This is a genomic window from Streptomyces boncukensis, assembly GCF_011045075.1.
Lineage (GTDB): Bacteria > Actinomycetota > Actinomycetes > Streptomycetales > Streptomycetaceae > Streptomyces > Streptomyces boncukensis.
Map to the genome: position 1 here is coordinate 1 of NZ_JAAKZZ010001092.1, position 594 is coordinate 594.

Annotated in this window: 1 protein-coding gene; it reads left to right on the plus strand. The window is 72.7% G+C overall.

Features of this window, described 5'->3' with window-relative positions:
• Positions 1–594: acyltransferase domain-containing protein (locus G5C65_RS38105; protein ID WP_165303657.1), on the plus strand; the 594-nt coding region annotated here is incomplete at both ends.

Here is a 594-nt window from a genome sequence, read left to right on the forward strand (position 1 = left end):
GCCCTGGGTCGTGTCGGGGCAGTCCGGGGCGGCGCTGCGGGCGCAGGCGGAGCGGCTGGGTGCGTTTGTCCGGCAGCGGCCGGACGCCGACGGGGCCGGGCTGGCGGGTGTCGGCCGGGTGCTGGCGCTGTCGCGCGCCGCGCTGCCGCACCGGGCGGTCGTCGTGGGGGAGGACCCGCGCCCAGGGCTGGACGCGCTGGCGCACGACAGGCCCGACCCCGACGTGGTGACGGGGGTGGCGGATGTGTCGGGGCGGCTGGTGTTCGTGTTCCCGGGTCAGGGTTCGCAGTGGGTTGGTATGGGGGCTGGGCTGCTGGATGCTTCGGCGGTGTTTGCGGGGGTGGTGGCCGAGTGTGCGGAGGCGTTGTCGTCGTTGGTGGACTGGTCGTTGGTGGATGTTCTGCGGCACGGTGTGGGGCTGGAGCGGGTGGATGTGGTGCAGCCTGCGTCGTTCGCGGTGATGGTGGCGCTGGCGGAGTTGTGGCGTTCGCATGGTGTGGAGCCGGATGCGGTGCTGGGGCATTCGCAGGGGGAGATCGCTGCTGCTGTGGTCTCGGGGGCTCTTTCGCTCGGTGACGGTGTGCGTGTGGTGGC